The sequence below is a fragment of the Rhodococcus sp. YL-1 genome (assembly GCF_001942025.1).
Classification (GTDB): Bacteria; Actinomycetota; Actinomycetes; order Mycobacteriales; family Mycobacteriaceae; genus Rhodococcus_F; species Rhodococcus_F qingshengii.
Genome location: NZ_CP017299.1, coordinates 4626594 through 4650223, shown reverse-complemented (window position 1 = coordinate 4650223; position 23630 = coordinate 4626594). Strand labels below are relative to the sequence as shown.

The 23630-nt window shown below is 63.3% G+C and carries 30 protein-coding genes and 1 tRNA gene; 19 read left to right on the top strand and 12 right to left on the bottom strand.

Translation table 11 applies throughout. From position 1 onward, the window contains the following. Positions 1 to 163: 163 nt before the first annotated feature. Positions 164 to 1681, top strand: coding sequence for a PucR family transcriptional regulator (locus BH682_RS21435; RefSeq protein WP_003946355.1), 1518 nt, complete (start codon positions 164 to 166; stop codon positions 1679 to 1681). Positions 1682 to 1717: 36 nt separating this feature from the next. Here the strand turns inward: BH682_RS21435 and BH682_RS21430 are convergent, their stop codons facing one another. The 7 genes from BH682_RS21430 to rpmB all read right to left on the bottom strand — a co-directional run bounded on the left by BH682_RS21430 (position 1718) and on the right by rpmB (position 5767). After that, positions 1718 to 3079: a flavin monoamine oxidase family protein gene (locus BH682_RS21430; protein ID WP_075834044.1), complete on the bottom strand. Its 1362-nt coding sequence runs from the start codon at positions 3077 to 3079 to the stop codon at positions 1718 to 1720. A gap of 154 nt (positions 3080 to 3233) precedes the next feature. Continuing rightward, positions 3234 to 3698 carry a hypothetical protein gene (locus BH682_RS21425; RefSeq protein ID WP_007727550.1) on the bottom strand — a complete coding sequence of 155 codons (465 nt, stop codon included), beginning with the start codon at positions 3696 to 3698 and terminating at the stop codon, positions 3234 to 3236. A 19-nt stretch (positions 3699 to 3717) separates the two neighbouring features. Continuing rightward, positions 3718 to 4656 carry an AEC family transporter gene (locus BH682_RS21420; RefSeq protein WP_054828132.1) on the bottom strand — a complete coding sequence of 313 codons (939 nt, stop codon included), beginning with the start codon at positions 4654 to 4656 and terminating at the stop codon, positions 3718 to 3720. 130 nt (positions 4657 to 4786) lie between these two features. Next, the gene (rpsR, locus tag BH682_RS21415; protein ID WP_003946414.1) at positions 4787 to 5044 is read right to left on the bottom strand and encodes a 30S ribosomal protein S18; all 258 of its coding nucleotides are present in this window, start codon (positions 5042 to 5044) and stop codon (positions 4787 to 4789) included. A gap of 9 nt (positions 5045 to 5053) precedes the next feature. Further along, on the bottom strand, positions 5054 to 5359 hold the full coding sequence (gene rpsN, locus BH682_RS21410; protein ID WP_003946379.1) for a 30S ribosomal protein S14: 306 nt from the start codon (positions 5357 to 5359) through the stop codon (positions 5054 to 5056). Between the two features lie 2 nt (positions 5360 to 5361). Further along, positions 5362 to 5526, bottom strand: a complete 165-nt coding sequence (gene rpmG, locus BH682_RS21405) for a 50S ribosomal protein L33 (RefSeq protein ID WP_003946358.1) — start codon at positions 5524 to 5526, stop codon at positions 5362 to 5364. 4 nt (positions 5527 to 5530) lie between these two features. Continuing rightward, complete coding sequence (gene rpmB / locus BH682_RS21400; RefSeq protein ID WP_003946346.1) at positions 5531 to 5767, bottom strand: 50S ribosomal protein L28; 237 nt, start codon at positions 5765 to 5767, stop codon at positions 5531 to 5533. A 104-nt stretch (positions 5768 to 5871) separates the two neighbouring features. On the opposite strand from rpmB, the gene mrf reads away from it, so the two are divergent. From mrf to BH682_RS36435, 9 genes are all read left to right on the top strand, one after another. Then, entirely contained in the window at positions 5872 to 7125 is a 1254-nt protein-coding gene (mrf, locus tag BH682_RS21395; RefSeq protein WP_003946410.1) for a ribosome hibernation factor-recruiting GTPase MRF, read from the top strand. Then, a complete protein-coding gene (locus BH682_RS21390) occupies positions 7122 to 7376 on the top strand; it encodes a type B 50S ribosomal protein L31 (RefSeq protein WP_003946367.1) in 255 nt (84 codons plus the stop codon). Before mrf ends, BH682_RS21390 begins: the two co-directional genes overlap by 4 nt. Beyond that, a complete protein-coding gene (rpmF, locus tag BH682_RS21385; protein WP_007727540.1) occupies positions 7376 to 7549 on the top strand; it encodes a 50S ribosomal protein L32 in 174 nt (57 codons plus the stop codon). Before BH682_RS21390 ends, rpmF begins: the two co-directional genes overlap by 1 nt. Before the next feature lie 18 nt (positions 7550 to 7567). Beyond that, positions 7568 to 8179: a trimeric intracellular cation channel family protein gene (locus BH682_RS21380; protein WP_003946409.1), complete on the top strand. Its 612-nt coding sequence runs from the start codon at positions 7568 to 7570 to the stop codon at positions 8177 to 8179. A gap of 70 nt (positions 8180 to 8249) precedes the next feature. Further along, complete coding sequence (locus BH682_RS21375) at positions 8250 to 8936, top strand: response regulator transcription factor (protein WP_003946387.1); 687 nt, start codon at positions 8250 to 8252, stop codon at positions 8934 to 8936. Positions 8937 to 9001: 65 nt separating this feature from the next. Continuing rightward, positions 9002 to 10381, top strand: coding sequence for a HAMP domain-containing sensor histidine kinase (locus BH682_RS21370; RefSeq protein ID WP_020908630.1), 1380 nt, complete (start codon positions 9002 to 9004; stop codon positions 10379 to 10381). A 227-nt stretch (positions 10382 to 10608) separates the two neighbouring features. Then, the gene (locus tag BH682_RS21365) at positions 10609 to 12102 is read left to right on the top strand and encodes a S1C family serine protease (RefSeq protein ID WP_075835413.1); all 1494 of its coding nucleotides are present in this window, start codon (positions 10609 to 10611) and stop codon (positions 12100 to 12102) included. An 80-nt stretch (positions 12103 to 12182) separates the two neighbouring features. Further along, complete coding sequence (locus BH682_RS21360) at positions 12183 to 12680, top strand: MogA/MoaB family molybdenum cofactor biosynthesis protein (protein ID WP_176720912.1); 498 nt, start codon at positions 12183 to 12185, stop codon at positions 12678 to 12680. Positions 12681 to 12686: 6 nt separating this feature from the next. Next, positions 12687 to 12863, top strand: a complete 177-nt coding sequence (locus BH682_RS36435; RefSeq protein WP_165639126.1) for a hypothetical protein — start codon at positions 12687 to 12689, stop codon at positions 12861 to 12863. A 59-nt stretch (positions 12864 to 12922) separates the two neighbouring features. Here the strand turns inward: BH682_RS36435 and mscL are convergent, their stop codons facing one another. The 4 genes from mscL to BH682_RS21340 all read right to left on the bottom strand — a co-directional run bounded on the left by mscL (position 12923) and on the right by BH682_RS21340 (position 15270). Beyond that, positions 12923 to 13345, bottom strand: coding sequence for a large conductance mechanosensitive channel protein MscL (gene mscL, locus BH682_RS21355; RefSeq protein ID WP_030536328.1), 423 nt, complete (start codon positions 13343 to 13345; stop codon positions 12923 to 12925). Positions 13346 to 13444: 99 nt separating this feature from the next. Next, positions 13445 to 14191, bottom strand: coding sequence for an SAF domain-containing protein (locus tag BH682_RS21350; RefSeq protein WP_047272494.1), 747 nt, complete (start codon positions 14189 to 14191; stop codon positions 13445 to 13447). Positions 14192 to 14268: 77 nt separating this feature from the next. Further along, positions 14269 to 14580, bottom strand: coding sequence for an FmdB family zinc ribbon protein (locus BH682_RS21345; protein WP_003946378.1), 312 nt, complete (start codon positions 14578 to 14580; stop codon positions 14269 to 14271). 111 nt (positions 14581 to 14691) lie between these two features. Then, the gene (locus tag BH682_RS21340; RefSeq protein WP_007727530.1) at positions 14692 to 15270 is read right to left on the bottom strand and encodes a 5-formyltetrahydrofolate cyclo-ligase; all 579 of its coding nucleotides are present in this window, start codon (positions 15268 to 15270) and stop codon (positions 14692 to 14694) included. 59 nt (positions 15271 to 15329) lie between these two features. Here BH682_RS21340 and BH682_RS21335 point away from each other — a divergent pair, with 59 nt between their 5' ends. The 8 genes from BH682_RS21335 to BH682_RS21295 all read left to right on the top strand — a co-directional run bounded on the left by BH682_RS21335 (position 15330) and on the right by BH682_RS21295 (position 22474). Then, the gene (locus BH682_RS21335; protein WP_003946415.1) at positions 15330 to 16241 is read left to right on the top strand and encodes a UTP--glucose-1-phosphate uridylyltransferase; all 912 of its coding nucleotides are present in this window, start codon (positions 15330 to 15332) and stop codon (positions 16239 to 16241) included. Between the two features lie 125 nt (positions 16242 to 16366). Further along, positions 16367 to 17626 (top strand): molybdotransferase-like divisome protein Glp, encoded by a 1260-nt coding sequence (gene glp, locus BH682_RS21330; RefSeq protein WP_003946353.1) that lies wholly within the window; start codon positions 16367 to 16369, stop codon positions 17624 to 17626. Between the two features lie 21 nt (positions 17627 to 17647). Continuing rightward, a complete protein-coding gene (locus BH682_RS21325; protein WP_007727523.1) occupies positions 17648 to 18283 on the top strand; it encodes a GNAT family N-acetyltransferase in 636 nt (211 codons plus the stop codon). 267 nt (positions 18284 to 18550) lie between these two features. Next, complete coding sequence (gene sepX / locus BH682_RS21320) at positions 18551 to 19285, top strand: divisome protein SepX/GlpR (protein ID WP_007727521.1); 735 nt, start codon at positions 18551 to 18553, stop codon at positions 19283 to 19285. 102 nt (positions 19286 to 19387) lie between these two features. Then, positions 19388 to 19463, top strand: a tRNA-Ala gene (locus BH682_RS21315). 274 nt (positions 19464 to 19737) lie between these two features. Further along, complete coding sequence (locus tag BH682_RS36430) at positions 19738 to 20199, top strand: hypothetical protein (protein ID WP_198174629.1); 462 nt, start codon at positions 19738 to 19740, stop codon at positions 20197 to 20199. Positions 20200 to 20975: 776 nt separating this feature from the next. Further along, on the top strand, positions 20976 to 21476 hold the full coding sequence (locus BH682_RS21300) for an ImmA/IrrE family metallo-endopeptidase (protein WP_003946241.1): 501 nt from the start codon (positions 20976 to 20978) through the stop codon (positions 21474 to 21476). Beyond that, on the top strand, positions 21473 to 22474 hold the full coding sequence (locus tag BH682_RS21295; RefSeq protein ID WP_003946245.1) for a hypothetical protein: 1002 nt from the start codon (positions 21473 to 21475) through the stop codon (positions 22472 to 22474). The genes BH682_RS21300 and BH682_RS21295 overlap by 4 nt, the downstream gene beginning before the upstream one ends. A 60-nt stretch (positions 22475 to 22534) precedes the next feature. Here the strand turns inward: BH682_RS21295 and BH682_RS21290 are convergent, their stop codons facing one another. Continuing rightward, positions 22535 to 22951 (bottom strand): helix-turn-helix domain-containing protein, encoded by a 417-nt coding sequence (locus BH682_RS21290; protein WP_003946231.1) that lies wholly within the window; start codon positions 22949 to 22951, stop codon positions 22535 to 22537. Between the two features lie 479 nt (positions 22952 to 23430). On the opposite strand from BH682_RS21290, the gene BH682_RS36425 reads away from it, so the two are divergent. Next, on the top strand, positions 23431 to 23586 hold the full coding sequence (locus BH682_RS36425; RefSeq protein ID WP_190287592.1) for a hypothetical protein: 156 nt from the start codon (positions 23431 to 23433) through the stop codon (positions 23584 to 23586). Positions 23587 to 23630 lie beyond the last annotated feature (44 nt).

The window sequence follows — 23630 nt, the reverse complement described above, 5'->3', positions numbered from 1 at the left end:
CGGTTCCTCTCGAGGTCGAACGAGTTCCGGCCGAGGTGATCAGCACGGAACTCGCACTTTGTGGGGCGTGTGTGAGCAAGTGTGCGCTGACTCACAAGTAAAGGCAGCTGCCAAAAAGGTGAAATCTTTGATCGCCGACGCGCCGAGTTGTACAGTCCAGCCCATGACGATCGCTGTGCGGTGGATGTTGGCGCAGCCGGACCTCGCGCTGGAACTCAAAGGCGGCGCCCAGGGCGTCGGTCGCGAAATCACATTTGCGCACGCCACGGAGTTGCTCGACCCTTTCCGGTGGTTGACCGGCGGCGAATTCATCCTCACCACCGGCATCCGATTGCCGTCCACTCAGCAAAAGCGCGGCCGCTATCTCCGAATGCTCGACGCGGCAGGTGTGGCGGCGGTGGGATTCGGAACCGGGCTCTCGTACCCCGAGGTCCCGGCCGATCTGGTGGCCGTCGCCGACGAGATCGGACTCCCGCTGATCGAGGTGCCGCTGCCGACGCCTTTTGCTGCCGTCGTCAAGCGTGTGATGAGCCGGTTGGCAGAGCAGGAATATGAAGCTGTCCTCCGGGCGTCGCGGGCGCAACCGCGAATGACGCGTGCCGTCATTTCCGGCGGAACGGCTGCGACCGTGCGTGAACTGGCGATCGCGACTTCGGCGACGGTGCTTCTTCTCGACGTCGCCGGAAGAGTTCTCGAGAGCTCACCTCAACTGCCGACGGACGACGTGATCGACGAACTGCGAGCAACTCTCGGGGGCGGTGCCTCCAGTAGCGTGACGCTCGCAAGGTCTGGAGCGTCGATCGCGGTGCAGCAGATCAGCGTCGGGCGAACGCCGTACGGATACCTGGCGGTGATCAGTGCTTCGGCGCTCAGCTACGTCGATCAGATACTGCTCGGTCACGCGAACTCGTTGTTGGCGTTGGACTTCGAGAAACCTGCGCGCCTGCGTGCTACTCAGGATCAGTTGAATTCGCACGCCCTCGGGCTGCTGCTCACCGAGGATCGCGACCCGGCGCCGGCGTGGCAACAGATCAGGCAGGCCGCCGACGGCGAGGGAATGATCCGAGGATTGACAGTTCTTGCCGACACGTCCGACGTAGCGGGACGCGTCGGAGCCGAGATTGCCGAGTTCATGAACAAGGCAGGGCGGCAGTTGTTCTCGCGGATCAACGACACTCGCGTCACGGTGCTGCTGCGTGGAACCGACGACGTCGAGTTCGCCCGAGAGCTGCTCGGCGGGGTATCGAGGTCGGATCTTCGCGCGCTTCGTGTCGGCTTGAGCGCGCGACGGGTGGTCGCTGCGCTGGCGGTCGCCGTCGAACAGTCCCAGCTGTGTGCGTCGGCGGCGGAAATCGGTGGCGAGCCTTTGGAATTCGCAGCTCTGACCGGAAGTGTGCTGCTGTCTTTCGATTCGACGCGTGAAGTGCTCAACACGCTGGCGGAAACGATGATCACACCGATCGAGGACTACGACCGTGACAACGGCACCGAACTGCTGGCGTCGCTGCGGGCATTTCTCGAGGCCAACGGACACTGGGAAGCGGCCGCCATCACGATGGGCGTTCACCGGCACACACTGCGGAGCCGAATGGCGAAGGTGGAGAGCCTGATCGACTGTCGGCTGGAAGTGGCCAGGGTTCGGGCCGAACTACTGCTCTCGATCATTGCCCGGCAATCGTGACTGCCGGGCAATGATCGAGACTTGGCAAAGCGGCCGTCAGGCCTTGCTGCGAGCGATGATGTCGGCTGCGGTTCGCTGACCCATCCGAACGGCACCGTCGACGTGCTGGTACCCCTCGGCCGCAATGTCGGAGCACGAGAAGTGAATCGGGCCGACGGGCGTGCGGGAATCCGCGCCGTAGCGGTGCAGGCCTCCGAGGTCGAAGCTCGCTGCGTACGCACCGCGGGTCCACTCCTCCGAGCCCCAGTCGGATTCGTAGTACACAACCGGCTCTTCGGCCTTCGGGCCGAGATAGCGGGCAAGTGAGGCCAGAATCGTGGCCTTACGCTCCTCGACGGAAAGCTCGAACATCGCGTCGGCCTTCTCGTCGGAGACGAAAGCGACCAGGGTGCCGCGATCGTCCTCGTGGTTGGTGTTGTCGTACACCTCCTGCACTACTTCGGACGCGCCGAAGCCGGTGCCGGAGAGGCCGGCTTCGCGCCAGAAAGGCGTCTCGTACACCGCGTGCACCTTGATGACGAGGCCGAGGGACTGGTGCTGGTGCATCTGGTGCTGACGACGCGGCAGCGGGGGATCGTACGAGATCCGGGAGTAGAGGTTGGGCGGTACGGCCAGGATCACTCGGCTTGCCTCGACGCGAACATCGCCGTCCGCCAACACCGTTGCACCGGATTCGTTCCACTTCACCGTTCGCACGGGTGCGTTGAGGAAGAGGTCGTCGCCGAGGGCCTCTGCCATGCGGATCGATACCTGCTGCATTCCGCCGATCACTCGCTTGTCGAGGATGAAGTCCTCGTCGACGAGGTGGGAGAACGAGCCTGCGGAAGCGGCCATGAGTACGGCCTGCAGGGCAGAGAACGAGTGGGCGGGCTTGGTGAGCATGCCACCGGCAATGAAAAGACCGATGTTGTCACGTGCCTCGGCGTCGTCGGACTGATTGATCAGCCACTGCTTGAAGGAGACTGTGTCGAGATCGCGGGCGAGGGGATGTGCCCACGGTTCCTCGGCGCCGATCTGTGCTGCGAGATCGTCCATCTCGTCGATGAGACGGTCCATCTCCTTCTTCGTGGTGTCGTTCGTGGGGAAGGAATCGCCCGTGTACTGCGTCCGCTCACCTGCCGACGAGATGTAGACGGACTCGCCCTCGCGGTAGCGCTCGAAAGTTTTCAGGCCGAGTTCGTCGAGCAAGGAGATCAGCGCGGTCTGGTCGGGGGAGACCCACTGGCCGCCGATTTCCAGAACTGCTCCGTCGATGGTGTCGGTCCACGTGCGGCCGCCGACGCGGTCGCGCGCTTCGATTACAGCGACGGTCAAACCGGCCTTGCGCAGCGCGGTTGCAGCTGCCAGGCCAGAGGGGCCGGCGCCGACGATTGCAACGTCTCTCTGGAGAGTAGGCACTTGCGAGCTCCTTCATGTTGAGCACCGCTCGAGTCGAAAGCTGCCGACGAGCGAGTGAACGGGTGTCGGTTTTCAGTCTGTCCCGAGGAGACGCACACCACACCTGACGAAACGGCGTGTTCGATCGTCGAACTTGTGCCGTTTAGGCGCGCAGCTAGCCGTTGATGACGTGACGATCGCCGAGCGGTCGGCTCAGCGGAACGTCCAGGCTGCCGAACACGGCAACCAAGATGCACATCTTGTCCGCGGCCTCCGGCAATGCTCCGGTTCGGAGCGTGACGATCACCGTCGTATCGGTCTCTTCGACGGTTGCGTACGCGCCGTAGCACTCCGGAGTGCCGGTCACGAAGTGGACGGCCACCGTGTGATCGTCGACCTCGGACCACGATTCGAACATCGTGGCCGTCGCACCCACGATGTCGGTGCGGCTGTCGAACTCCGTGCCCATCTCGCTGTCGTCGACCTCGTCGGGAACGGGGGTTCCGAGCGACCAGTCGGCGGGACTTGCTTCGTTGGCCGCCATCGGATTCGGTGCGGCAACCGGCCCCGTGGTCTGGGCCCCGACGGAGCATCCGGCCACAGCAAGGCAGGCCAGAACGGCGAGGGTTAGTACACGCATGAATCCACCGTAACCCTGCTCAAGCGAGTAGCGCTGTGACCAGCGCAATTGCGGGAATTGACGCCAAAGTGGTGACAAAGGCACTGTCTCGGGCGAGGACCATTCCGCGCCGATAGCGGCTTGCGTAGATGAAGACGTTCTGCGCCGTCGGCAACGTCGAGACGACCACGATGGCGAACAACTGATGACCGTCGATGCCGAGGAGGAAATGCGCCATCAGATAGGCCAGCACAGGTTGGACCACGATCTTGAGCGTCGACGCCAGCGCGACGTCGCGGCGTGGACTCGAGCCTTTCTCCAGCACCCGCACGCCGTAGAGCGAGAGCCCGAATGCCAACAGCGCACCGGGTACCGACGTCGCGCCGATCAATTCGAAAGGCTGCATCAGCGGCCGGGGCGGTACCCAACCGATCAACGCGACGATCAACCCCGCAGCGCCCGCGAGCACGATCGGATTCTTGAACGGGGCGGTGACGGTGTCGATCAACGAGAGCTTCTCGGCATCCGTGCCGCGAAGGGCCGTCAGATCGAGGATCGTCAAGGCGATCGGGGAGTACACGACGATCTGGAAGAGCAGGAGCGGCGCGACGAACGTGGCATCGCCGAGCACGAACACCGCGATCGGGATTCCGAGGTTGGCTGAATTCACGTACGAAGCCGACAGCGCGCCGATGGTCAGTTCGGGTAGCGGCCGGTTGAGCCAGATCTTTGCGACGACGACGTACAGAGCGCCGACGGCAAAGGCAGTAGCCGACGCAACGGCGAGCGTCGGCGAGAAGATCACCGAAAGATCGGACGACGCGAGGGTGGTGAACAGCAGGGCAGGCGTCGCGACGAAGAAGACGAGTCGACCGAGAACGAACTGTCCTTGGCTACCGAGGGTGCCGAGACGGCCGAGGAGATACCCGACCGCGATGACAACAAAAATTACGGTGAAACCCGCAACAACTCCCGACACGCTGCGGGCACCTCTCGACTGGAATGAACGACTTCGGGAAAATCTTAGTCAGGGCAACAAAAAGGCCGCGCAGTCGAGTGACTGCGCGACCTCTTCGGTACTTCTACGTGTGACTACCGAGCACGTATGACTACCGTGCGGCGGTGAAGGGGAGCAACGCCATTTCGCGTGCGTTCTTCACTGCAACGGCGACCTGACGCTGCTGCTGCGGGGTCAGGCCCGTGACGCGACGGCTGCGGATCTTGCCGCGGTCCGAGATGAACGTGCGAAGCAAGTTGATGTCCTTGTAATCGACATGCGTGATCTTCGCTGCGAACAACGGGTTCTTCTTGGGCTTACGACCCTCTACGGGGCGTGGCTTCTTCGACGGTGAACGCTTGACTGCCATCCGACTTCCTTACCAGCTCGACTTGTGTACGCCAGGCAGTTCCCCACGGTGCGCCATTTCTCGCACGCGAATCCGGGAGAGCCCGAACTTCCGCAGGTGGCCGCGCGGACGTCCATCCGCAGCGTCTCGATTGCGCAATCGTACCGGACTGGCGTCGCGTGGTAGACGTTGCAGGGTCGCTTGGGCCTTCGCGCGCTCCTCTGCCGAGCTTTTCGGGGAGCGGATCGTCTCCTTGAGAGCGGACCGCTGCTCCGCGTACCGCTCGACGACGACCCGTCGCTGGTTGTTCTTCGCGATCTTCGACTTCTTGGCCATGCCTACTTCTCTTCTCGGAAATCGACGTGCTTTCGCAGCACCGGGTCGTACTTCTTCAGTACGAGTCGATCGGGGTCGTTACGACGGTTCTTGCGGGTCACGTACGTGTACCCGGTGCCCGCGGTGGACTTGAGTTTCACGATCGGGCGGATCTCGTTGCGTGCCATCTGCTCAGACCTTCTCGCCGCGCGCGCGGATCCGGGCGACGACGGATTCGATGCCGTCGCGGTCGATCGTCTTGATGCCCTTGGTCGAGAGCGTGAGTGTGATGCGACGCCCCTCGCTGGGCAGGAGGTAGGTCTTGCGCTGGATGTTCGGGTTCCAGCGACGGTTCGAACGCTTGTGAGAGTGCGAGACGGATTTTCCGAACCCCGGCACACGTCCGGTCACTTGGCAGTGAGCCGACATGGGTGTTCCTTTCAACTTGCAGATGACAATCATTTTCGACAATGCGGTGAGATCAATGTACCGTTCAACCTCGGTAATGACAATCATTCCCAGAAAGGCCCGCTGTGAACACGATCTTGGACGGCAGGACTCCGCTGGTCCTGGTCGCCGGCATGAGCGAATCCACCCCACACACCGCACGAGCGTTGCTGCGAACCGGAACTGTTCTGGTCCACCACGACCTGAGCCACGTCCGTGAAGGGGTGGTCCGGCGGACGGTCACCTCGATGACCGGGAGTGCCGGGTCTGCCGGCACTGTGTCCGAGCGCGAGACGATCCTCGAGCTCGCGCACGGCTGCGTCTCCTGCACCCTGCGCGAAGACTTGCTGCCGCTCCTGCGCCGGCTTCACTCGCACAGTTCGGTGCAGCGGATCGTGTTGCTGTTGGACCGGCAACTCGAGCCCGAGGCGCTGTGCTGGGCGATCGAGCACGTCGTCGTGACCGGCGTCGTCGGCCAACTGGACGGACCGGCGCAGCGGGACGTCCGCGTCGACGCCGTCGTGACGTGCATCGACGCGGCGACCTGGCTGGCAGACGCCACCGGCGACGAAGCTCTCGACGACGACCGCACCCTGGCTCAGGTCGTCGTCGGGCAGGTCGACTTCGCCGACGCGCTCGTCCTACGCGGGTCCGATGCGCTCGACGGCTGGCAGCGGTCCCGCTTGAATGCGGTTCTCGCGCGCATCGCTCCACGGGTACCCGTCTTCGATGAGGGAGACGACATCGAGGCACTGCTCCTCGAGGTGCCTGCGGATGCGCGACGCGGTGAACTGGCCGACGCTCACTCACCGCTGTTGCGTCGCCAGCCGCCGCTCGACGACGACGGCGGAGTGATGCTCGTCGAGTTCACCGCGAACCGGCCGTTCCACCCCGGTCGTCTGCACGAGGCGATCGACGTCCTGCTCGAAGGCGTCGTGTACTCCCGCGGACGAGTCTGGGTGGCAACGCAACCGGGTGAAGCGCTCTGGCTCGAATCGGCGGGCGGTGGCCTGCGAGTTGCCAGCGCGGACACCTGGCTTGCCGCGATGACGCCGGAGGAACGAGACCGCGTTCCAGCTGAACGCCGTGCACTCGCGGCCCTGAAATGGGACGAGCGTTTCGGTGATCGCGACACCTCGATGGTCGTTCTGACGTGCGGTGCGAACCCGCTCGAGATCGACCGAACACTGCAGCACGCCTTGGTCACCGACGACGAATTGGCGGATGAAGCGTCGTGGGCAACGTGGGAAGACCCGTTCGGCGAGTTTCACGAAGACCCGTGTGACGAATCCGAATCACCTTATGCCGAAACCGAATCAACGCGAGAGGGAAACGAATGAAGAAGCAGATGCACCCCGACTACCACCCGGTGGTCTTCCAGGACGCCAGCACCGGCAAGAGCTTCCTGACCCGATCGACCGTGACGAGTGAGCGCACCGTCGAATGGGAAGATGGTGGCACGTACCCGCTGCTGGTCGTCGACGTCACGAGCGACTCTCACCCGTTCTGGACCGGAGCGCAACGTGTGATGGACACCGCCGGACGCGTCGAGAAGTTCGAGCGGCGCTACGGAAAGCGCAAGGCACTCTGATGGCCGTTCCCAAGCGGAAGATGTCCCGTTCCAACACTCGCAGCCGTCGTGCCCAGTGGAAGGCGACGGCGCCCGATCTGGTCGAGGTCACGGCCTTCGGCCAGACCCACCGAGTCCCTCGGCGACTGGTCAAAGCAGTTCGGCTCGGGGTGATCGACCCGAGCCGCATCTGACCGTGCGATCCTTGGCCGGTGCTGCTGAGGATCCTCGAACTGGTGGGCATCGTGGCGTTCGCGGCCTCGGGTGCCCTGGTGGGCGTCACCAAGCGACTCGACATCTTCGGGGTGTGCTCGGTGGGTGTGTTCACCGGCATCGGCGGCGGTATCGTCCGCGACGTTCTCCTCGGCGTCCATCCGCCCAGCTCTCTGAGCAGTTGGCCGTACTTCGGAACGGCCGCCGCCACCTCACTCGCCGTGTTCTACCTCCACGAGCCGCTCAATCGACTGCGTCGTGAAATCCTGGCGCTCGACGCACTGGGGATGGGCTTGTTCGCGAGCACCGGCGCCGTCATCGCGCTGGACAACAACGCCAGTTCGCTGGCGGCGACGTTGATCGGTGCGACCGCGGCGATCGGCGGCGGCGTGATCCGCGACGTTCTCGTCAACGAGGTGCCACTGCTCCTGCACAAGGACCTGTACGCGGTTCCCGCACTGCTCGGCGCTGCGTTGGTGGTCACAGTCTCGCAAGCCGGACTGTCCACCAACGCCGCGCTGGTGTGCGGCACAGCGTTCGCCGCGGTGTTCAGACTGCTTGCGTTATGGCGTCATTGGAGCCTGCCCGGGCCGAGGCGAACCCGGGACTGACCGCGACACGCCGGAGGCCGGAATCGGACCCTCTCAGCCGCATCTCAGCACTTCAGTCCAAACTGTCGGTATGCGTATTTTGGTGGTCGACGACGACCGGGCGGTTCGCGAGTCGCTTCGGCGGTCGCTCAGCTTCAACGGCTACACGGTCGAGCTCGCGGTCGACGGACTCGACGCACTCGAGAAGATCCTCGCCAACCGGCCCGACGCCGTCGTGCTCGACGTCATGATGCCGCGACTCGACGGACTCGAAGTGTGCCGTCGTCTTCGCAGTGCCGGCGACGACCTGCCCATCCTCGTGCTCACCGCCCGCGATTCGGTCAGCGAGCGAGTGGCCGGTCTCGATGCCGGAGCGGACGACTACCTGCCCAAGCCCTTCGCTTTGGAAGAGTTGCTTGCCAGGTTGCGTGCACTACTTCGCCGCACCGCGCCCGATCTGGACGCCGATTCCGAAATGATGGCGTTCGAGGACCTCACCCTCGACCCGGTCACCCGTGAGGTCAAGCGCGGAGAGCGATCGATCAGCCTGACGCGCACCGAGTTCTCCCTCCTCGAAATGCTCATGGCCAACCCACGCCGCGTGCTGACCCGTGGACGCATTCTCGAAGAAGTGTGGGGATACGACTTCCCGACGTCCGGCAATGCCCTCGAGGTGTATGTCGGCTACCTGCGTCGCAAGACGGAAGCCGACGGCGAACCGAGGTTGATCCACACCGTCCGCGGAGTCGGATACGTCCTGCGGGAGACGCCTCCGTGATCACCGCTCCGTTCGGCAAGAACGCCGAACCGAAGAAATCCTCCACCACCCAAGCGTCCGTCGAAATGCGCCCGCCGATGCCACTGACCCGTTCGGTGTCATTGCGTTGGCGTGTGACGCTGCTCGCCGCGTCGGTGGTGGCCATTGCCGTCGCAGTCATGGCGATCGCTGCCTACGCGGTGGTTTCGCGTGCGCTCTACGCGGACGTCGATCACCAGTTGCGTACCAGGGCAGCGGTGCTGATCGACAGCAATGTCGTGCGATTCGATCCTCGCTACATCTCCGGTGCGACGCTGTACACCACCGACATCAGTGTGGCCCTGATCTTCTCGGACCTGAGCACGTACCAGCCGCCCGGTTCCGACGTGCCGATCGGTGAAGCCGAAGACGCCGTAGCGCGTGGCGAATCGGATTCCTCGCTGCGAACCGTCGACGGTCAGCGAGTGCTGGCTCAACGAACCCATGACGGAAGCACTTTGGTGATCGGTCAGCGGCTCGCGCCGACCGTTGCGGTACTGGACCGTCTGGCCTGGGTGCTCTTCGTGGTCGGCGGGTGTGGCGTCATACTTGCGGCGGTGGCGGGTACTACCGTGGGCCGCACCGGTTTACGACCTATTGCCAGGCTGACTGCTGCCACCGAACGAGTCGCTCGGACCGACGATCTGACGCAGATCCCCGTTACCGGCAGCGACGAATTGGCGCGCCTGACAGAGAGTTTCAACACGATGCTGCGGGCGCTCGCCGAGTCCCGTGAGCGTCAGTCGCGCCTCGTCGCGGACGCCGGACACGAGTTGCGGACGCCGTTGACTTCGTTGCGCACCAACATGGAATTGCTGATCGCGTCCAGTCGCCCCGGTGCGCCGCAGATTCCCGACGAGGACATGGCAGAACTTCGTGCCGACGTCGTCGCGCAGATCGAGGAACTCTCGACTCTGGTCGGCGACCTCGTCGACCTGGCCCGTGAAGACGCACCCGAAACCGTGTACGAGCGCGTCGACGTCAGCGACGTCGTCGAGCGTGCGCTCGAACGAGCGCGGCGCAGGCGCAACGAAATCGAGTTCGAGGCGGTCACCACTCCGTGGTACGTCTACGGAGATCAAGCGGGCCTGTCGCGTGCCGTGCTGAACGTCCTCGACAACGCTGCGAAGTGGAGTCCGAAGGGCGAACAGGTACGCGTCGAAATGCGACCGGTGGGTCAAGGATTGTTGGAATTGACCGTAAGTGATGCGGGACCTGGCATTCCGGAGGAGGATCGGGAGTTGGTGTTCGATCGTTTCTACCGGTCGACTGCGGCACGTTCGATGCCGGGATCGGGTCTGGGACTTGCGATTGTGCGTCAGGTCGTCGTCAAGCACGGCGGCACCATCGCGATCGACGAATCCGATCGTGGGGGAGCGCTTGTTCGTATCGTGCTTCCCGGTGAACCGGGGCCGAGTGCCGAGTAGCGTGTTCTGTAGACCCGTTTGGTCCCGCGCTTCGGTGACTGACGTCACGGCTTAATGCGTTCGGCCCGAAAGTCTTTCGGGCCGAACCGACAACACCGGTTTTTCACGTCGAACTCTGGGTAAAGTGACAGGCACGTCTCAGCGCCTTCTCAGCAGCGCAAGGCAGCATTGTCGGCAGAACAGTTGTGACTGCCCGTCCGGTGGTCACCGTAGACGAAAGCGAGCCGATGACCGAGGACCGTAACGTCGGGCCGACCCGGCCCGAGCAGCCCAACAGCGAGCCCACCACCCAGGCGCAGCCGACAGCACCTCAGGCACAGCCGACGGCACCTCAGGCCCAGCCTCCCGTGCCGCCGCAGCAGCCTCAGGGGCAGGCGCCTCAGCAGCCGTACCAGCCGACCGAGTCGTTCGCCCGACCCGCCGAAGCCTTCGGGCAGGCACAGCAGCAGCCCACGCAGGCTTTCGGCCACCCGCACGGTGCCCATGAGGCCGCGTACCAGCAGAGCGCCCCGTACGGCGCACCCAACCCTGGTGGCCCCGGCGGTCCGAACGGCCCGGGCGTCGGCCACAACCAGATCCCCGCACCGCTGCAGGGGCCGAACTCCGGTTCGACCACCACCAAGCCGAAGTCGGGACGCATGGCGCTGGTTGCCGGCGCTCTCGCCCTGGTCCTGGTCAGTGGTGGTGTCGGTGGCGTGGTCGGCGCCGTCGTCGCGGACCGCAACGGTGGAACCGCGACGGTCACCAACTCTCTGAACGCTCCGAAGCCCACTGCGACCAACACGTCCAACGCTCCCGCCGGCTCGGTTCAGGCCGTTGCCTCGAAGGTCGTGCCGAGCGTCGTGCAGATCGAGGTAGCCACCGCGCAGGGACAGGGCGGTGAGGGCTCCGGTGTCATCCTGTCCTCCGACGGTCTGATCCTGACCAACAACCACGTTGCCGGCGCACAGGGAGCGCAACTTCGCGTTGCGTTCTCCGACGGAACCAAGGCCTCGGCCACCCTTGTCGGTGCCGACCCCGTCTCCGACATCGCCGTCATCAAGGTCGACGGTCGAAACGACCTCACCCCCATCGATCTCGGCAACTCCGGCGACGTCCAGGTCGGACAGCAGGTGGTTGCCGTCGGGTCCCCACTCGGCCTGGCCGGCACGGTCACCGAAGGCATCATCTCCGCACTCGATCGCCCGGTGTCCACGAGCGGCGAGTCCGGCAACCAGAACACCGTCATCGACGCTCTGCAGACCGACGCAGCGATCAACCCCGGCAACTCCGGTGGCGCCCTCGTCAACATGGACGGCCAGCTGATCGGCATCAACACGGCGATCGCCTCGCTCGGAGCGTCGTCGGGTACCCAAGGCGGTTCGATCGGCCTCGGTTTCGCCATCCCGATCGATCAGGCACGCCGCGTCGCCGACGAACTGATCAAGACCGGCAAGGCGACTCAGGCCATGATCGGCGTGACCGTGCCGTCGCAGGACAACGCCGACGGCGCAACCGTCATGGATGTCACTGCTGACGGGCCGGCCGCCAAGGCCGGTATCCCGAAGGGTGCAGTCATCACCAAGGTCGACGATCGTGTTGTCGCAGATGGTGATTCGCTGATCGCGGCAGTGCGTTCACATGCTCCCGGCGACAAGGTCTCGATCACGTACAGCGACGGCGGGCAGACCAAGACCGTCGACGTCACGTTGGGAACCGCGGCAGCGCAGGGCGGTCGATGATGTTCGGCGATCAGCAGACGATCGACCCGATCTTCGGCCAGATCGCAACGGCGTCGGGATCGGACACTACGGTAGGAGTCATGGAACTCGAAGCCACATCGGCCGGCCGCGCTCTGGTCGTCATCGTCGACGATCGCACAGCCCACGGCGACAACACCGACTCCATCGGTCCACTGGTCACGGAACTGCTGAACGAAGCGGGTTTTCTCGTCGATGCGACGGTCGCCGTCGCCGCCGACGAAGTGGAGATCCGCAACGCTCTCAACACCGCAGTCATCGGTGGCGTCGACCTCGTCATCTCGGTCGGCGGTACCGGGGTATCCCCGCGTGACGTCACTCCTGACGTGACCGCTGAGGTTCTCGATCGCGAGATCCCGGGAATTGCCGAAGCACTTCGTGCTTCCGGTCTTTCGGCCGGATCGCTCGAAGCAGGCTTGTCCCGCGGCCTCGTCGGAGTTTCGGGAAGTACCGTGGTCGCCAATCTGGCGTCGACCAGGCCGGCAATTCGCGACGGCATGGCAACCCTGACGGCTTTGGCGAGTCACGTGATCGCCGAGCTCTCCAGCCTCGAGGGCTGAGACAGCTTGTCGGAGCAACGAGATACCCCGAAGAAGCCGTCAGTCGACAAGAAGCGCCTGGCGCGCATCTTCGGGGACGTCTTTCCCGAGACGACGTCGGACGAGCGGGGTCCCGAGGGATCCTCGCGGTCCTCGGACGACGACTGGCTGCGCAGTCAGCGGCCCCCGCACCACGGGGGTTGAGAAGTAAATCAGGCCCCCGGACAATTGTCCGAGGGCCTGATTTGATCTGTGGGCACTGCCTATTCGAGAGTCTTGGCGTGCGCTCCCGTGTCGGCGCCACCGGCATTGGCCGAGAGGATGTCGCGGATCTGGATGAGCAGATCGGTTTCGCTGGCTTCCTTGTCCTCTGGCTCGGAGACGAACTTCTTCTTCGCCGCATTCGCAGGGACGATCAGCACGAAGTAGACGACCGCTGCGATGATGATGAAGTTGATGATCGCGGTGACGACCGCACCGAAGTTCAGGAACGTCTCAGCGGAGTCACCCGTCAGCTGAATGCCCCACCCGTATTCGTTGGCTCCGCCAATCGAAGCGACAAGTGGGTTGATGATATTGCTGGTGAAGGCAGTCACGATGGCGGTGAAGGCCGCGCCGATGACCACTGCGACGGCCAGGTCGAGCACGTTTCCGCGAAGCAGGAAGTCCTTGAATCCCTTGAGCATGTCGGTGTCCCCTCGAGTCTCCGATGGCAAGTGCCAGATGGTCCGTTGATACCGAACCGACTGGAAAAATCCTAGAGGAGCTTCGGACGCTTTGTGCGGTCAGCGGAATGTCACGGTGATCGCATTGGACAGAGATGCCGCGGCTACGACGTTGGCTGCTGGTGTCGGCAGGGCCAGCAAAATCACCTGTTCCTGCTGGTTACGTGTACTTTCCGATGTGGTGACCAACGCGACTACCGCTCCTGCCGCAAGAATTTGTGGGGCCTTGTCTGCAACTGATTCGTTGGGTGTGTCGGGGTGGGGCGTGTCTGGGCGGGATGTGTCAGGGCCGACGGTCAGGACGTCGACGACGTCCCCGCTGCGCAACATGTCCGCGACGGCCGCATCGGCCAATCGGACGGGGACGATGCGGGCGTCGTCGGTTCCTACCGACAACCCGGCCAGCCGTGGGCTGAGAACGCGCACGTCGGTGACGGTTTCTCCGGAGCGAATCGGGCCGGCAACGGTTCTTCCGACCACCAGGTCGGTGTCGGAGACAACTCCTTCGGGAAGTTGTTTCGAGTCGATCTCTCGCATCTCGACATCCGAATCCGCAATCACCTGCCCCGGAGTGAGATCGCGGCTCGAGACAACTACGGCGACCGTATCGGTCGCGGGATCGCCTCGAAAGAAGAGAACAACGCCGAGTGTGGCGAGGACAACGGCTGCGATCTTACGGACTGTCGCCGTGCGGAATCGTGTGCCCCGTGTCAGTTCGACGACGCGATCGAAGGTGCTCGGGCTGAGATCGAGTTGGGCGCGCAGTGGATCGGAGCGCCTCGGCGAGCGAGAACGTGCTGACGGCATTCATGCACGTTAGGGCCGGAAGCGGTGCTTCCGGCCCTGACAATGTGAACCTGTGGACAACCCGGAGGTTGTGGAAATCAGCTCGCGGCAGCCTTTGCGGGCGCCGGCGTGCTGGTCGACGAACTCGATGTCGAAGAGGAGTCCGACTTGGACTCGGACTTCGCAGCGGGTGCCGAATCGCTCTTGGCCGGCTCGCTCGCAGTCCCGGAGCCGCCGCGGCTGTCGGTGCGGTAGAAGCCGCTGCCCTTGAACACGATGCCAACAGAGTTGAACAGCTTGCGGAGCTTGCCTGAGCAAGCTGGGCAGACCGTCAGCGAATCTTCGCTGAAGGACTGGACGATGTCGAAACGGTTGTCACATTCCGTACATGCGTATGAGTAGGTGGGCACCGGGCTTCCTCCGCACTGTGATGTTCGAGCAGCCGCGTATTTACACCGCAGCCTTTAGCACTCTACAAGTGACAGTGCCAACAGCGCTAATCAGGGATCTATTCCCGCAGATCAATCGCCTTTGAGTTGCGTGAGGCCGCCGCGCGGCGTCAATGCCCAGCCCATGGGAATGTCGTGGTCGTCGGCAGGCAAGGCCTCGACGAGTTCGGAGTCTCTGACAATTGCCACGAGCCGAGTCTGTGGTCCGACCGACCCGAGCGTCCGGTCGTAGAAGCCTGCGCCACGGCCGAGGCGTGTTCCACGAAGATCCACCGCGAGAGCAGGGATCAGCATGCATTCCACGTCGGACAGGGTTTCCGGTGGTAGGACGGGTCCGACAGGCTCCCGAATGCCGTACTTCGCGGAGCGCAAACCGTCCGCGCCGCTGTACTCGACCCAGGACAACGGTCCCGGCTCCCCGGTGATCGGAAGTAGTACACGCTGAGCGATCTCGGCAACGGCGTCGAGCAAATCGGTGGATCCTGGTTCGGTGCGGGTGGGGACGTACGCACAGACGACCGAGCCGTCGACAATCACTGAACGTATGTGCGTGATCAACGCCGCAGTTTCCGTGTTTCGAGTGTGCTCGGAGACTTCATCACGTGCTGCGAGTGTGATTTGTCGCCATTGTGCTTTTGTCTGAGGTGTCACCCCGCAACGATATTCGTCGTGCTGACCGAGCGGTAACAAGCGGCGGCTAAGGTGTTGGCATGACAGACGTTGTCGCTAGCAGCACGAGGGCCTTCCGTACGGCCGTGGTTCCCGCAGCCGGACTTGGTACGCGTTTCCTGCCTGCCACCAAGACGGTTCCGAAAGAATTGCTGCCGGTCGTGGACACACCGGGTATCGAACTGGTGGCAGGTGAAGCTGCGGACTCGGGAGCCGAGCGGCTCGTCATCGTGACGTCCCCGGGCAAAGACGGCGTGGTTGCCCACTTCGTCGAGGATCTCGTGCTCGAAAGCAAGCTGGAAGCAAGCGGAAAACTCGCTGCCCTGGCGAAGGTGCGCAAAGCGCCGGGTTTGCTCGAAGTCGACTCCGTGATTCAGGAGCAGCCCCTCGGCCTCGGGCATGCAGTCGGTTGCGTCGAGTCGGTTCTCGACGACGACGAAGATGCCATCGCGGTCCTTCTGCCCGATGATCTCGTACTACCGCGTGGCGTCCTGGAGATCATGGCGCGAGTTCGGGCCAAGCGCGGCGGATCCGTTCTCTGTGCAATCGACGTCCCGAAAGACGCAGTCAGCGCTTACGGCGTCTTCGACGTCGAGATCGTTCCCGACGCGGTCAATCCCGACGTCCTCAAGGTCGTCGGCATGGTCGAGAAGCCGGCTGTGGAAGACGCGCCGTCGACCTTTGCCGCTGCAGGTCGCTATCTGCTCGATCGTGCGATCTTCGACGCACTTCGTCGCATCGAGCCGGGAGCCGGCGGTGAGTTGCAACTCACCGACGCCATCGCTCTCCTGATTTCCGAGGGCCATCCGGTTCACGTGGTGGTGCACCGCGGAACGCGTCATGACCTGGGCAACCCCGGCGGGTACCTCCGCGCTTCGGTGGACCTGGCACTCGACAGTGACGATTACGGCCCGTCCTTGCGTAAGTGGCTCGCGGATCGGCTCGACCGCTGAGCGTGTCGCCACGGTGGTTGATCGCCCGATAACGCAGTATCAATGTGCTTGTCCCTTTTCGGCGGCAAGGCATCATGAGCTGACGGATATCACCGAATTTCCAGACACAGGAGGACGCGGACCAGATGCGGTCGGTTGAGGAGCAGCAGACCAGGGTTACCGCTGCTGCAGTGGCACCCCGTCCGGTTCGGGTCGCCATCTCGGAGGCGCAGGGACTGCTGTGTGCCGAGGAAGTGGTGACCGAACGCCCATTGCCGGGATTCGATCAAGCTGCCATCGACGGTTACGCGGTTCGCAGTGTCGATGTCGCCGGCGCCGGAGCCGACCTCCGAGGCGAGGACGGCGAGCCTACCGACCTCAGCTTGCCGGTGGTCGGTGAGGTGACGGCGGGCTCACGCCAACCGATCCGCTTGCAACCTCGCCAGGCCGTCCGAGTCGACACCGGCGCGCCGTTGCCCACGCTGGCCGACGCAGTTCTTCCGCTCGAGAACACCGACGGTGGTCGCGCTCGCGTTCGGATCTTCGAGCCGGTGCGTTCGGGCGATTACGTTCGCCGTGCAGGCGACGACGTCCAGCCGGGCGACGTGGCCGTTCGGGCAGGCACCATCATCGGAGCCGCACAGGTCGGGTTGCTTGCCGCGGTCGGCCGCGACAAAGTACTCGTCCATCCGCGTCCGCGCCTCTCCGTCATCAGCGTCGGTGGAGAACTCGTCGACGTGGATCGCACGCCGGGGCCTGGCCAGGTTTACGACGTCAATTCGTATGCCCTCGCCGCCGCAGCGCGCGATGCCGGCGCCGACGTCAACCGTGTGGGAATCGCAGGCAACGACTCGCGTCGTCTTCGCGAAGTAGTCGAGGGACAGCTGATTCGCTCGGAAATCGTTGTCATCGCCGGTGCCGTGGGCGGCGGAGCGTCCGACGAGGTTCGTGAGGCGCTTGCCGACCTGGGGACACTCGAGGTGGAGCGCGTTGCCATGCATCCGGGATCGGTGCAAGGCTTCGGAAAGCTGGGAAGGGACGAGGTTCCGACCTTTCTCCTACCGTCCAACCCGGTCAGCGCACTGGTGGTATTCGAAGTCATGGTTCGCCCGCTGATCAGAATCGCGCTCGGACGCCGCCAGCCGATGCGGCGAGTAGTGAAAGCGCGGACAGTGGGAACGATCACGTCGATTGCCGATCGCAAGGGTTTTCTGCGTGGTCAGCTGATGCGTGACGAAGCGACAGGGGAGTACCTGGTGCAGGCCCTCGGGGGTGCGCCCGGTGCGTCCTCACATCTCCTCGCGACCTTGGCGGAAGCCAATTGCTTGGTTCTGGTCGATCGAGACGTCACCGAAGTGCACATCGGTGAAGAAGTCGACGTAGCTTTTCTCGCCCAACGTGGGTAACGCCGACCCGAGTGGGGTGTGATGTCAGTCCATCCAGGATGGCCGGAAGATCTCGGCCCGCTGCGAGTGCCCGCGGGAGTGGTGACCGTCCGCCCCGTGAAGCTCCGTGACGCTGCTGTGTGGAGTCGTCTCCGCATTCGCGATCGCGAGCACCTCGAGCCGTGGGAGCCCACCGGAGAATCGCCCTGGGATGCTCGCCACCACATCACCGTCTGGCCGTCCCTGTGCGGGAACCTTCGCTCCGAAGCGCGCAAGGGCAGGATCCTTCCCCTGGTGATCGAACTCGACGGGAAGTACTGCGGGCAGGTCACCATCGGAAATGTGGTGCGCGGCGCTCTGCGGTCCGCCTGGGTGGGCTATTGGGTCGCCTCGCACGTGACCGGTGGGGGCGTAGCCACAGCTGCCGTTGCACTCACACTCGATCACGCATTCTCGAAGGTCGGTCTGCATCGAGTGGAGGCCACTGTTCGGCCGGAGAACGCGTCGAGTCGCGCAGTCCTACGAAACGTTGGGTTCCGGGAGGAAGGTCTTCTCAAGCGCTACCTCGATGTCGACGGCCAATGGCGTGATCATCTTCTGGTCGGAATGACCATCGAGGAAGTACCCACCACCGTCGTCGACAGATTGGTCCGGTCCGGACGCGCTTCGTGGGTGTGACGAAGACGGCGCCAGAAGCGTGAGAAACGCGAGCTAAACAGCAGTTACCGCTGAGTAGTCCTACTTTCGGTCGGGAAAATGTGGTTTTTGATTCAACCAGAACTTGAGACTTTTGGGACTGAACCGGAAGTTCAGTTCGGTACGCGTGTGACACATGAGTATGGTGGGGTTCGGCGCGTCGGCAACGATGCGAGGGCGTCGGCCGTTAACCTTGACTCGTCAACGGCTGGCATAGGTGCTGGTAGGTGATCGGGAGGAGGCCGCGGCATGCCTAGCTCATTCGTGTGGATCGGGCTGGTGGCCGTGTGGCTGTTCGTCCTGGTGCCGATGCTTGTCAACAAGCGCCCCAGGATCCGGCAGACGAGTGACGCGGCACTCGCGACTCGAGTACTTCACCGCGGCGACAGCAACCCTGTTCAGCGCGGGCCGGCAGCAGGACATCGAAGCGATCCGAACTGGCAACCAGAACCAGTGCGCAGCAGCTACGACGCGGAGGACCAGATGGACACTCACGCAGAAGACGACTACGCCGGCGGTCGTGCACCGGTCGGAGAATTTGTTCCGGTTCGGCGCGGCCGAGGCGGATTCGACCCCGAAGCGGATGCCATCGCCCGGGAGGCGCGGTATGCATTCCGTCAGCGGACATTGCTGGGACTTGCGTTCGTCGCGATTCTCTCGGGCGCTCTCGCATTGATCATCTCGCCGATGGTGTGGTGGTTGTTTGCGCTGACCGTGTGCGGCCTCGGCGGGTACATGGCGTACTTGCGTCGGCAGGTTCGGATCGAGCAAGAGATTCGCCGCCGTCGTACCGAACGCCTCAACCGATCGCGACTCGGAGTCGAATCGCACACCGACGAAGAGCTTCGCCTGATTCCGGCGCGACTGCGTCGGCCAGGAGCGGTTGTCCTCGAGGTCGACGACGAAGATCCGGTGTTCGATCACCTGGATCACTACGAAGAAGAGATCAGGCACACCGAGATGCGTCGCGCGTCCGGTCAGTGATCTTCTGGGCCGATCTCGTCGGGCCGAAAGTTCGTGTCGGGTGATTCCAACGGGAGTATTCGTTCCTGTTAGAGTTGCCGAGCACCGCTGAGGCGGTGGCACGGGGCTGTGGCGCAGTTGGTAGCGCGCTTCGTTCGCATCGAAGAGGTCAGGGGTTCGATTCCCCTCAGCTCCACCAAGAAGTACCAGCGAAAAGGGTCTTTCAACGAAAGTTGAACGACCCTTTCCTGCATTTTCAGGGCCTGCCCGAATTGCGAAGATTCGATCTGAGTGTGCGCCGTTTCATACGATTGCGACCGCTGATCCGGACCGTTGAGCTTCCAAGTGAGGGATGATCCTTGGGCGGATACATGTTTGCCGGAAATGTAACGAGGGTGTGTCCGGTGCGATAGGCACGGTGAGTCTGCCGCAGTTTTCCGCAGGTCGGACGTATGTGTCGGGGAGGAATGTCGATGAGCCAGCCACGACGGCTAGCGATGATGCTTGTTGCTGTGATGTGCCTGATGGGTATCGGCGTCCTTGCCGTATCGGTCTTCCCCGCCATCGTCGCCGCCCAACCTGGCGGCAACAGCGGTGGTGGCAACAACGGCAATGGAAACGGCAATTACGGCAACAACGGCGGCAATAACAACGGCAACGGTGGCGGTCACAACGGCAACGGCGGCAATAACAACGGCAACGGCAACTATGGCTGGCATTGTCACCGTCACAACTGCGGCACGACCGTAATTCCGACACCGACCACGACGACTGAGCCGACCACGACGACTGAGCCGACCACGACGACTGAGCCGACCACGACGACTGAGCCGACGACCACGACTGAGCCGACGACCACGACTGAGCCGACGACGACTGAGCGACGACGACTGAAGCCGACGACCACGACTGAGCCGACGACCACGAACGACTGAGCCGACCACGACGACTGAGCCGACCACGGACGACTGAGCCGACCACGACGACTGAGCCGACCACGACGACTGAGCCGACGACCACAACTGAGCCGACGACCACGACTGAGCCGACCACGACGACTGAGCCCACGACCACGACTGAGCCCACGACGACTGAGCCCACGACCACGACTGAGCCCACGACCAACCCTTCGGCGTCGCAACGTCCGAGCAGCAGCGCTTCTCCCGCGACCAACGCAACTTCTGCGACCAACGCAACTTCTGCGACCAACGCAACTTCGCAGACCGAGAGTCCTTCGAGCCAAGCACCCTCCGAGACACAGTCTCCTTCCGAATCGCAGCCGAGTTCCGAGCAGTCGTCCGCGGTAGCGGCTCCGCCGGCTGGACCGTCTGATCCGCAGGGACCGTCAGCGGGCGGCGGAGCGCCTGCACCCTCTGCCGGTGGACCGGCAAACGCTGCGCCGGGCGCAGTCGCAGCCCCTTCCGCACCCGAGGTTCTGGCCGCACCCGCACCCGTAGCTCCGCAGGTACCGTCGAACGTTCCGAACGTCGCGGCTCCGACTGACAACCCGCAGGCATTTCCGACGGCGTTCACTCAAGGGCTTCCGCCGATTCTCAACGCCGCCGCCGTCGCCGGCGGTGTAGGCGGAATGGCAGTGGTAGCGGCCGGTGCGGGAGCACTGACTTTCCGCGGAGCATCGCTGCAGAAGGCACGATTGGCTGCCGCGCGTGCCGAATTCCTGGCACCCGGATCACAGGGAGGTGCGTGAGTCGTGCCGGACAGACGTTCACATCGCCGCGTTCTGGCCGCGGTGGATGCCGTATGCGACGCAGCAGCGTCGTCGGAGGCAGTGTCACTGCTGACGGTGGTGCAGACAGTCGCCCGCGAGCGTGGGCGCCCGATCGAGATCGATCTGGAAACCCCTCTCGCCACCGGAGTGTGCGGTCAGCGCCGGGCCTACGACGACCACGACGTCATCGTTTTGGCTCCCGGACTACCCAATGTCGAGCGGACTCTGGCACATGAGTTGGGGCACATAGTGTTTCGCCACGAGGGTGCCGAGATCGCCGAGGCGACGCTCGAGGTCAGTGACGATTTGATCGCCTACATGTTGAGTCAACGTTCTCTGCGGCGCAACGAACCCGTGCCGATGGACGACATCGCGGAGTGGGAAGCCGAGACGTTCGCGTCGATGTTGATCATGCGTCTGCGAACGATGAGTGGCCGTGGGACACCGCTGTCGGTGTTGCGGTACGACGAGGCGATCGGATGATCTTTTGGGCTGTGGCCCTTCTCGTCTGGGTTGCAGCCGGCGCGAGACTGGGTCGAGTTGTCGCGCGCACCGCGACGCCGTTGCGAATGTCGATGGTCTTTGCAGGCTTCTCGGTCGCATTGTCGTCGACGGTCATGGTGCCGGCGGTATGGGACATCGTCGATCGCATTGCGCCGGAGCAGCATGCCGCCGCGATGATCGTCATCGTCTTGTGGACAGCGTTGTCTGCGGCCAGTGCAGTCGGCGCCGTGTCTGCGTGGCCGGTGATGTCACGTCCGGCTATGCGCGGCCTCGCCACCGTGCTGTACTCGGTGGGGCTCCTGGTGGCGATCGCGGTTCTCTTCGGCTACCCGGCGCCGGCTCTGATCTTTATCATCGTCGCTCTGTCCCTTGTCATTTCGACGGGGCTACGGCACGTTGCGTGGGCGCCGTTGGGGCGCGGAATCGCGTTGATCGTGACCGGTTCGTCGATCCTGCTCGTCGTGGTCGTCGTGATGCTTGTCGAATCGATCGGTGGCACCGGCGCACTCGAATCGGATATCTGGACGGGCGCAGGGGTGTGGTTCATCGCTGCCTCGAGTGTTCTGATTGCGCTGGGCATCACGTGGGTGCTTCTCGAGACCTGGTTACGTGCGCGACGAGATCTGTACCGGCTGCGGCGGATGCACGCGCTTCTCGTCAAGCGATTCCCCGAGGTAGTCGACGCGGACAGCGCCGGGAGTACGTCTGTGCTGCGGGCATCGGACATGATCGCGCAGATCATGGATGCGATGTACATCCAGTCCGGCGCCGGGATGTTCGACGTCGGTGGTCAGGAACCGCCGCGGGCCGTCACTGCACACGCGGGGATTTTGGCGGGGTGGATCGCCGATCCCTTGGCCTCGGATGTGTTGGACACCAGGTGGATTGCGCCTCCTGAGAAGATGTCGGCGCGCCGCTGGGTGTTGTTGTTGGCGAAAGAACTCGATGAAACGACAAAAGTAGGTCGACGTTCGTAGTCGACCTACTCCATGTCATTGCAGTGCTCGAGATCGAGTCAGTGCTTCAGCACGGTCACATCAGCGTGACGCGTCAGGCGGAACCTCTGGCAAACCTTCACTCGCGCGGAGCTTTTCAGCCATCGTGGTGAGTAGATTCTGCGATTCTTCCGAGAGGTCGAATGCACGGCTCGAGAGGCGGCGAAGCCCGTAGCCTTGGAGCTGTGAGAGCAGTTCGAGATCGTGATCGATCTTGGCTGCGTAGATGTCGTTGAAGAAGTAGTCGGGCTTCACCTTGAAGAACCGGGCGAAGGCTGCGACTGTCTCGTCTGAGGGGTTGGTGCGCTGTCCCGAGCGGAGCTGCGAGATGTACGGCTTGGAGATCTGATGGCCGTCTTCGATGAGCGCTGCCGCAACCTCGGCGTTGGTATGGGGTTTGCGCCCCGGAGGATGAACACTGTCGAACAGTTTGTTCAATCGTTCTGCAAAGTCAGCCATTGTGAACCGCCCCGTAATCCTCTCTAGCTAGCAATTGTCCGTTCAGTGAATCCTACGGTATCACGCGGATAACCGATCGGTAGCTCACCGTAGTCTGTTTAGTGGACTAGTTGTCAAATGTGTCCGAGATTCGATTCGTCCGCCCAATGAGTGCTCAGCTATGTCTCAGCGCACATTGAGTTTCCGCCACACGGAAATGTGCAGCTACGACTGCGCTATTCGAACCTTCCAGTACTTGGCCAATCTGCCCAATATCAAACCTTTTACCCGTTTTGGCGATATTAGCTATGCGTTAGCCTGGTTTTTCACAACTATTTCGATTGAAAAACTGCAGTTCAAGCGATGTTTGAAGGTTTGGGGTCGCGATCAGGGTGGCTGGTTGCGATGTCATGCGGATCACCTCCGGGTTGAACCTTGAACGGTTTGCCGGATTGCGATCTGTGCTAGCTAAACCCTCCGAGTGGGTGCAGAATTGTGACATGAAACACATGATGAGCGATGATGAATTGCGCCGCGCAATCCGTGAAATTCAGGATCGAGCCCACGACGCACGCAAGCGTGGGGACGATGTAGCGGCGGAAGAACTCGACCGTACGGTCAAGGGCTATCAAGAGCAGATGATGCAGCGTCTCTAGTGCTCGCTGCGGTCGTCTCTGTGCGGTGTTTGCGCGGAGTGCGG

What these genes read in the sequence shown, in the direction of transcription:
- sepX (WP_007727521.1), top strand. Translation starts at nt 18,551, where the DNA reads ATGCCTAGCTCATTCGTGTGGATCGGGCTGGTGGCCGTGTGGCTGTTC.
- rpmF (WP_007727540.1), top strand. Translation starts at nt 7,376, where the DNA reads ATGGCCGTTCCCAAGCGGAAGATGTCCCGTTCCAACACTCGCAGCCGT.
- BH682_RS21390 (WP_003946367.1), top strand. Translation starts at nt 7,122, where the DNA reads ATGAAGAAGCAGATGCACCCCGACTACCACCCGGTGGTCTTCCAGGAC.
- BH682_RS21370 (WP_020908630.1), top strand. Translation starts at nt 9,002, where the DNA reads ATGCGCCCGCCGATGCCACTGACCCGTTCGGTGTCATTGCGTTGGCGT.
- BH682_RS21425 (WP_007727550.1), bottom strand. Translation starts at nt 3,698, where the DNA reads ATGCGTGTACTAACCCTCGCCGTTCTGGCCTGCCTTGCTGTGGCCGGA.
- BH682_RS21375 (WP_003946387.1), top strand. Translation starts at nt 8,250, where the DNA reads ATGCGTATTTTGGTGGTCGACGACGACCGGGCGGTTCGCGAGTCGCTT.
- rpmB (WP_003946346.1), bottom strand. Translation starts at nt 5,767, where the DNA reads ATGTCGGCTCACTGCCAAGTGACCGGACGTGTGCCGGGGTTCGGAAAA.
- rpsN (WP_003946379.1), bottom strand. Translation starts at nt 5,359, where the DNA reads ATGGCCAAGAAGTCGAAGATCGCGAAGAACAACCAGCGACGGGTCGTC.
- BH682_RS21335 (WP_003946415.1), top strand. Translation starts at nt 15,330, where the DNA reads ATGACAGACGTTGTCGCTAGCAGCACGAGGGCCTTCCGTACGGCCGTG.
- mscL (WP_030536328.1), bottom strand. Translation starts at nt 13,345, where the DNA reads ATGCTCAAGGGATTCAAGGACTTCCTGCTTCGCGGAAACGTGCTCGAC.
- BH682_RS36425 (WP_190287592.1), top strand. Translation starts at nt 23,431, where the DNA reads ATGAAACACATGATGAGCGATGATGAATTGCGCCGCGCAATCCGTGAA.
- BH682_RS21365 (WP_075835413.1), top strand. Translation starts at nt 10,609, where the DNA reads ATGACCGAGGACCGTAACGTCGGGCCGACCCGGCCCGAGCAGCCCAAC.
- rpmG (WP_003946358.1), bottom strand. Translation starts at nt 5,526, where the DNA reads ATGGCACGCAACGAGATCCGCCCGATCGTGAAACTCAAGTCCACCGCG.
- BH682_RS21435 (WP_003946355.1), top strand. Translation starts at nt 164, where the DNA reads ATGACGATCGCTGTGCGGTGGATGTTGGCGCAGCCGGACCTCGCGCTG.
- BH682_RS21350 (WP_047272494.1), bottom strand. Translation starts at nt 14,191, where the DNA reads ATGCCGTCAGCACGTTCTCGCTCGCCGAGGCGCTCCGATCCACTGCGC.
- glp (WP_003946353.1), top strand. Translation starts at nt 16,367, where the DNA reads ATGCGGTCGGTTGAGGAGCAGCAGACCAGGGTTACCGCTGCTGCAGTG.
- BH682_RS36430 (WP_198174629.1), top strand. Translation starts at nt 19,738, where the DNA reads ATGAGCCAGCCACGACGGCTAGCGATGATGCTTGTTGCTGTGATGTGC.
- BH682_RS21325 (WP_007727523.1), top strand. Translation starts at nt 17,648, where the DNA reads ATGTCAGTCCATCCAGGATGGCCGGAAGATCTCGGCCCGCTGCGAGTG.
- BH682_RS21290 (WP_003946231.1), bottom strand. Translation starts at nt 22,951, where the DNA reads ATGGCTGACTTTGCAGAACGATTGAACAAACTGTTCGACAGTGTTCAT.
- rpsR (WP_003946414.1), bottom strand. Translation starts at nt 5,044, where the DNA reads ATGGCAGTCAAGCGTTCACCGTCGAAGAAGCCACGCCCCGTAGAGGGT.
- BH682_RS21360 (WP_176720912.1), top strand. Translation starts at nt 12,183, where the DNA reads ATGGAACTCGAAGCCACATCGGCCGGCCGCGCTCTGGTCGTCATCGTC.
- BH682_RS21295 (WP_003946245.1), top strand. Translation starts at nt 21,473, where the DNA reads ATGATCTTTTGGGCTGTGGCCCTTCTCGTCTGGGTTGCAGCCGGCGCG.